The sequence below is a fragment of the Desulfosporosinus sp. BICA1-9 genome (assembly GCF_000802135.1).
Genome location: NZ_JUEE01000233.1, coordinates 38,301 through 44,300, shown reverse-complemented (window position 1 = coordinate 44,300; position 6,000 = coordinate 38,301). Strand labels below are relative to the sequence as shown.

Annotated in this window: 5 protein-coding genes; all 5 read left to right on the top strand. The window is 45.8% G+C overall.

Annotated elements, in window-relative coordinates; genetic code table 11:
* Positions 1-389: 389 nt before the first annotated feature.
* The 5 genes from JL57_RS28860 (at position 390) to JL57_RS28840 (ending at position 5,848) form a co-directional block, all read left to right on the top strand.
* Positions 390-1,424: a tripartite tricarboxylate transporter substrate binding protein gene (locus JL57_RS28860; protein ID WP_291300722.1), complete on the top strand. Its 1,035-nt coding sequence runs from the start codon at positions 390-392 to the stop codon at positions 1,422-1,424.
* 78 nt (positions 1,425-1,502) lie between these two features.
* Complete coding sequence (locus tag JL57_RS28855) at positions 1,503-1,976, top strand: tripartite tricarboxylate transporter TctB family protein (RefSeq protein ID WP_291300721.1); 474 nt, start codon at positions 1,503-1,505, stop codon at positions 1,974-1,976.
* 12 nt (positions 1,977-1,988) lie between these two features.
* Complete coding sequence (locus JL57_RS28850) at positions 1,989-3,488, top strand: tripartite tricarboxylate transporter permease (protein WP_291300720.1); 1,500 nt, start codon at positions 1,989-1,991, stop codon at positions 3,486-3,488.
* 119 nt (positions 3,489-3,607) lie between these two features.
* Positions 3,608-4,540: a methylisocitrate lyase gene (gene prpB / locus JL57_RS28845; protein ID WP_034145325.1), complete on the top strand. Its 933-nt coding sequence runs from the start codon at positions 3,608-3,610 to the stop codon at positions 4,538-4,540.
* A 177-nt stretch (positions 4,541-4,717) separates the two neighbouring features.
* Positions 4,718-5,848: a PrpF domain-containing protein gene (locus JL57_RS28840; RefSeq protein ID WP_034145324.1), complete on the top strand. Its 1,131-nt coding sequence runs from the start codon at positions 4,718-4,720 to the stop codon at positions 5,846-5,848.
* Positions 5,849-6,000 lie beyond the last annotated feature (152 nt).

The window sequence follows — 6,000 nt, the reverse complement described above, 5'->3', positions numbered from 1 at the left end:
GAAACATCGATTCCGACTACGAAATCGTTAAGAAACTGAGACAAGGGAACACAACCTTTCAAACAGAATGAATCAGAGCATCCACTTAAGAAGAATGTCAAACAACCTTGCATTTGAAACGGGTAACACTAGAATAGTGACCCAACCAGCTAAACATCGAATCATTCTTGTGGAGTGACACGCTATTTTACGGATAAGCCTCAAAAAGAGGGATCCAGGAGGAACGCACATCTATCTCTCTGCCAAAAGTGATTATAGCACGATATTTACTGATTGAGGTCCAACGTGTCAACTAATTCATCTGAACAATAAGGAGTAAGTTATCAAGGAACGTTCGGGTTGGTTTTGAACCATCGACCCTATATCTATCTTACAAGGAGGATGTTTAAGTGAGAAGAAGAACGTCATGGATTGCTCTGGCTCTGGTGGGCGGCATGCTTCTAACTGGATGCGGGGCAACAACGCCTGCCGCAAGCAGTAGCACTAGTAGTGCTGCAAGTGAACCGAAAACGTGGACCCCCGACTCCACGATAGAAATCATCGCCCCAGCCGGTCCTGGTGGGGGATATGACATGTTAGCCCGTACTATGGAAAGAACCCTCACTGGTGACAAACTGGTTGTTAAACCGATCATTATTACCAATAAAACCGGTGGCGGTGGTGCTACAGGTTGGACTTACTTAAACACCCATAAAGGATCCGGGAACTATTTTGCAGCCAATTCTCCCCAGATTATTCAAAACAATCTATTGGGTGCAAGTACGTTATCGTATAAGGATTTCACTCCATTGGCTATGCTTCAAGCAGAATGGGAAGCTGTCGCAGTACCTAAAAATTCTCCGTACAAAACAGGTAAGGAATTCTTTGAGGCGCTCAAAGCTGATCCCTCCAAAATCAGCATTGCCGTTGGACCTGCTTTGGGTAATGATGATCATATACAGTTCCTCATGCTCGCTAAAGCTTATGGAATGACGGATATGAGCAAGATTAAGTTTGTTGTTTACCCTGGCGCGGGTGGCGAGGAAATTCCTGCCCTTCTCGGTGGACATGTTCAGGCCATGACGATTAGTTTTGGTGAAGCAATGGAGCAGTATAAAGCTGGAAACCTTAACATTTTAGGGATTTCTTCCGACAAGCGTTTGGAAGGGGATTATGCAAAAATCCCAACTTGGAAAGAACAGGGGGTTGATATGGTTTTCCCCCACTGGCGTGGTGTTGTGGGACCTGGTGACATGACTCCTGAGCAAATCGCTTACTGGGATAATGTTCTGAGCAAGATGTCCGAGCAACAGTCCTGGAAAGATGCCATGAAAAAGGTGAACATGGATGTATACTATAAGAATTCAGCTGACTATAAAGCGTATCTCGAGAAATCAACTAAAGAACAGTCAGATCTCTTAAAGTCTGTTGGTCTGATTAAATAGCGGATTTAAAGAGAGGGCAGGTGGCAAAGGGCTGCCACCTGCCTTTCATTTATCTGGAATGCGGAGGTGACTTATAAGTTGAGCAAAAACGTGATGACAGGCCTCTTCGCAGTGGCCCTCGGTGGTATTTACCTTATTGCAACTCTTAATCTGCGTCAACAAACGATGGGCGATCCAACAGGTCCCAAAGTGTTCCCCTTAATCGTAGCCAGTCTACTTATTTTATTAGGCATATTGTTGCTCGTGAAAGAGATCAGGACTCCCAAAGAACTTAGAAGTATCTTGTCTTTCCAACTCACGCCCGAAGGAAAAAAGGTGCTTATACGTATAGTGGTCACGTCGATTGCTGGAATTATTTACGGATTTCTGCTGGATCCATTAGGTTATTTGATATCTACCGCTGTATTTATGCTCGGATTGATGTTTTTGGTCAATACATTCGCCCGTTGGAAGCAAAATATTATGGTATCCATTGGGTTTTCCCTTGTTACGTATATTGGATTTGCCACCTTGCTCCATTTAAGTTTGCCACGCGGAATCTTCAGTTTCTAGGGGGAGTGAAAAATGCTAGATTCTCTGAATTACCTAGCCCTCGGCATGCACGAGGCATTTACCCTCACCAATATTTTTTGGGTACTTATTGGTGGAATTTTGGGTACAGTCATTGGCATGCTGCCAGGCTTAGGACCGGCAACCGGTGTAGCCGTTCTCATTCCCGTGACCTATGGAATGAATCCGACAACAGCCCTGATAACCATGGCGGGTGTATATTATGGGGCGATGTTTGGCGGTTCTCGGGCATCAATCCTAATTAATACACCGGGGGATGCTTCGGCGATTGTTACCTGTTGGGACGGGTATCCTATGGCGCGCAACGGCCAGGCCGGCAAAGCGTTAGCCATTAGCGCTTGGGCTTCCTTTATTGGTGGAATGATTAGTGTGATATTTATAGTCTTCCTTGCGTTACCAGTAGCAAATTTTGCTTTAAAATTTGGGCCTGCAGAATTGTTTGCTCTCCTCGTGTTCTCGCTAACGGCCACGGTGACACTCTCCAAGGGTAATCTTCTCAAAGGATTCATTGCTCTGTGTTTGGGTTTTATCATCAGTACGATTGGCATCGACTCTCAGACCGGTGTTATGAGATTTACTATGGGGTTTATCAGTCTACAGGATGGTATCGACTTTTTAGTGGCTATGATCGGACTCTATGCCGTAACGGAAGTCTTTAAAAATTATGCTTCGCTTAATGCCAAATATGGTGTCAGTACTTCCGATATCGGTAAAGTGTCTATGACACGCGCGGACTGGAAGAAATGCCTCGGACCGATTCTCCGTAGTACGCCGCTTGGCTTTATTGTTGGGGTTTTGCCAGGTATGGGTGGCACGATTGCGACGTTGTTAGCCTATTCGACGGAGAAACAAATTAACAAGCATCCTGAGGATTTTGGCAAGGGTGCCATAGAAGGTTTGGCTGCTCCAGAGGCTGCCAATAACGCTTCTTCAGTTGGAGCTATGATTCCGCTGCTAACTATGGGGATCCCCGGATCAGGGACCACAGCAGTGATGCTTGGTGCGCTCATGATGCTGGGAATTCAGCCCGGTCCTACACTGTTCACCCAACACCCAGAAATTCCCTGGGGTGTTATCGCATCCATGATGATTGGCAACTTGTTGCTTCTAGCGATTAACTTGCCGCTTGTGAGACCGCTTGTCCAATTGTTGAAAATCCCGCAAAGAATTCTCTTGCCGATGATTATGGGCCTAGCCTTCATGGGTACCTATTTGATGAACTATAGTTCCAGTGATTTCTTCCTATTAATCCTCTTCGGTATTGGTGGGTATTATATGTCGAAGCTGGATATTCCGATCCCACCCATGGTTTTGGCACTTATCTTGGGCGGGATGCTCGAACAGTCCTTCCGCCAAGCGCTGACCATTGGAAACGGAACGCCAGTACTTTTCTTTACTAAGCCCATCTCAATCGCTCTGTTACTCCTCGCGGCTTTGTCCCTAGTCTATACTTTAGTCAAAGATTCGAGAGCTAAAAAAAGAATTAAAGCTTAAGTATCCAAAATGGGAAAATATCAATTGGTTAAGATGCAGACTGGTGAAAATAAATCCTTTATAACAATGACCAATAATGATGAAATTACTGAACGTTTGAATAAGGAGTCTTTAAATGTATGAGTTGGCTGATTAAGAATAACAACGGAAATACAATCTCGGTTTTCCGCCAGCTATTGGTATCAAGTGATAACATAATCAAAATACCCGGAGCCCACGATGCCATGGCAGCTTTACTTGCTAAAAAGACAGGATTTCAAGCGCTATATTTGTCGGGGGCCGCTTTTTCAGCAAGTCTGGGATTCCCTGACCTGGGCGTGACGACGCTCAGTGAGCTGGCAGTCCGGACTAGAGAAATTTCGCGTGCTTCCGGCTTGCCGATTCTCGTCGACATTGATACCGGTTTTGGCAGCATTATTAACGTGACCCGGACGGTGCAGGAAATGGTAGACGCCGGTGCGGCTGCTATCCAAATGGAGGATCAAGATTTCCCAAAAAAGTGCGGTCACCTAAATGGTAAGAAACTTGTCTCCAGACAAGAAATGGTGCAAAAAATCATCGCTGCACGCAAGGCCAGCAAAGAAATTGTGATAGTTGCTCGAACGGACGCCAAGGCCAACGAAGGGATGAACGCGGCGATCGATCGAGCCAAAGCTTATGTAGATGCCGGTGCAGACGTTGTTTTCCCGGAGGCCCTGCAATCTGAAGAAGAATTTCGTGCGTTCGCGGAAGCGACGAATTTTCCGTTGCTTGCTAATATGACTGAATTCGGTCAAACACCTTATTACTCTGCTCAGCAGTTCCAGGATTGGGGATACAAAATCGTTATTTTTCCAGTGACGTCATTGAGGATTGCGGCTAAAGCCATTGAGCGAGTTTATTCGTTAATTCAAACTACGGGGACACAACAGGGAATGTTAGGCGAAATGCAGACCCGCCAAGAACTGTACGACCTAATCAGTTATTATGAGTACGAAGAACTTGACTCAAGTATTGCCAAGACTGTTCTGCTCGGAGGAAGACTACGTGAAGACAAGGATGGTTCTCGATAAAAATGTTTTATCCGGGCCATCCTTCTTGAATTCATCGACTATTAAACATCTAGTCGAGATGCTGTTTTATTGTGAGTAAGAAATCTTCACTGGTAACGACTTGCTTGGTGGGTAGATCAGAGATTTGCGCGATGTCTTTGGTTTAAGAGTGGGATTTGGATAAGGAGGTTGACCAGGTTGTCGCAGTTTTCAATTATTTGCTCAGTATACCGTGGTGGAACGAGTAGGGGGTTATTTTTTCGCAAGAGCGATTTACCGGACGACATTGAACGACGCAACAGAATTTTCATGGCTGGGATCGATTCTTATAATCCCTCGCAAATCAACGGTTTGGGCAGCGGAACCTCTCATACCAGTAAAGTTTGCGTGATTTCGCCTTCCTCTATGAAGGGAATTGATGTTGAATATACGTTTTACCAAATCGGGATTGGCGCAGAAATTGTTGATGACACTGGAACTTGCGGAAACCTGATGGTGGCCGTTGGTTCCTTTGCGGTTGACGAAGGTTTAGTTCCGGTCGATTTTACCGACGACTTCGTCGATATCACTATTTTCAATACGAACATCGGGAAGATCCTCAGAATGCAAATCCCTCTCGTTGACGGGAAAGCCAAAGTAAGCGGCGATTATTTGATGCCCGGCGTGACAACTCCAGGGGCCAAGATAATTATCGACATTCTGACCCCAGGGGGAGGAAAGACGGGAAAAACTCTTCCCTTAGGGATTAATGGTCCAGTGAAAACGAAATTCGGTACCTATAATATATCGTTTGTTGATGTCGTGAATCCTTTTGTTTTCCTAGATGCCAGTGATCTAGGGGTAACTGCTGCAGAGGAAAATAGTGAACTATCGCGGAATAACCTTTTGCTGGAGAAAATTGAGCTCATACGCAGGCAAGCCGCTATGCAAGCCGGGATGGCGGACACAGAGGACGAAGTGGCCGGTTCAGTGCCGAAGTTTGCGCTGATCATGGCACCGCAGACTTATGTGACCCCGGCAGGAAGAATTATACAGAAAGAAGAAGTAGACATTGTAGCAAAAATGGTTTCCATGGGAAAATTCCATCGTACTTTTGCAGGCAGCGGTTTATATTGCATGGCAGCAGCGTCTCTCCTCCCTGGCACGATACCTAATCGTTTTGCAAGAAAAAGAGACGGCTGGCACGAACAGATTATCCGAATAGGGCATCCTGAGGGGATCGCCGAGGTAAGGGTATCACTGACAGAATCAGGAGAAGACGTGGCCAGTGTGGGATTGGATCGGACGGCGAGAAGGATCATCAAGGGGGAGCTGTATATACCACGCTGAGTCGGCGTATAACATCTTGATTCACTACCTAGGCACCTACTCTTCTATAAGTCAGAGTGTGTTTTCCGTACGGTGTATCCACTGAATACTATCGTCATCTGGCACGAATCTCACCGGATACTAACGTCACCGGAGGCTTTCTTCATCGGATT

Coding starts and splice junctions, on each gene's coding strand:
- JL57_RS28850 (WP_291300720.1), top strand. CDS start 1,989: ATGCTAGATTCTCTGAATTACCTAGCCCTCGGCATGCACGAGGCATTT.
- prpB (WP_034145325.1), top strand. CDS start 3,608: ATGAGTTGGCTGATTAAGAATAACAACGGAAATACAATCTCGGTTTTC.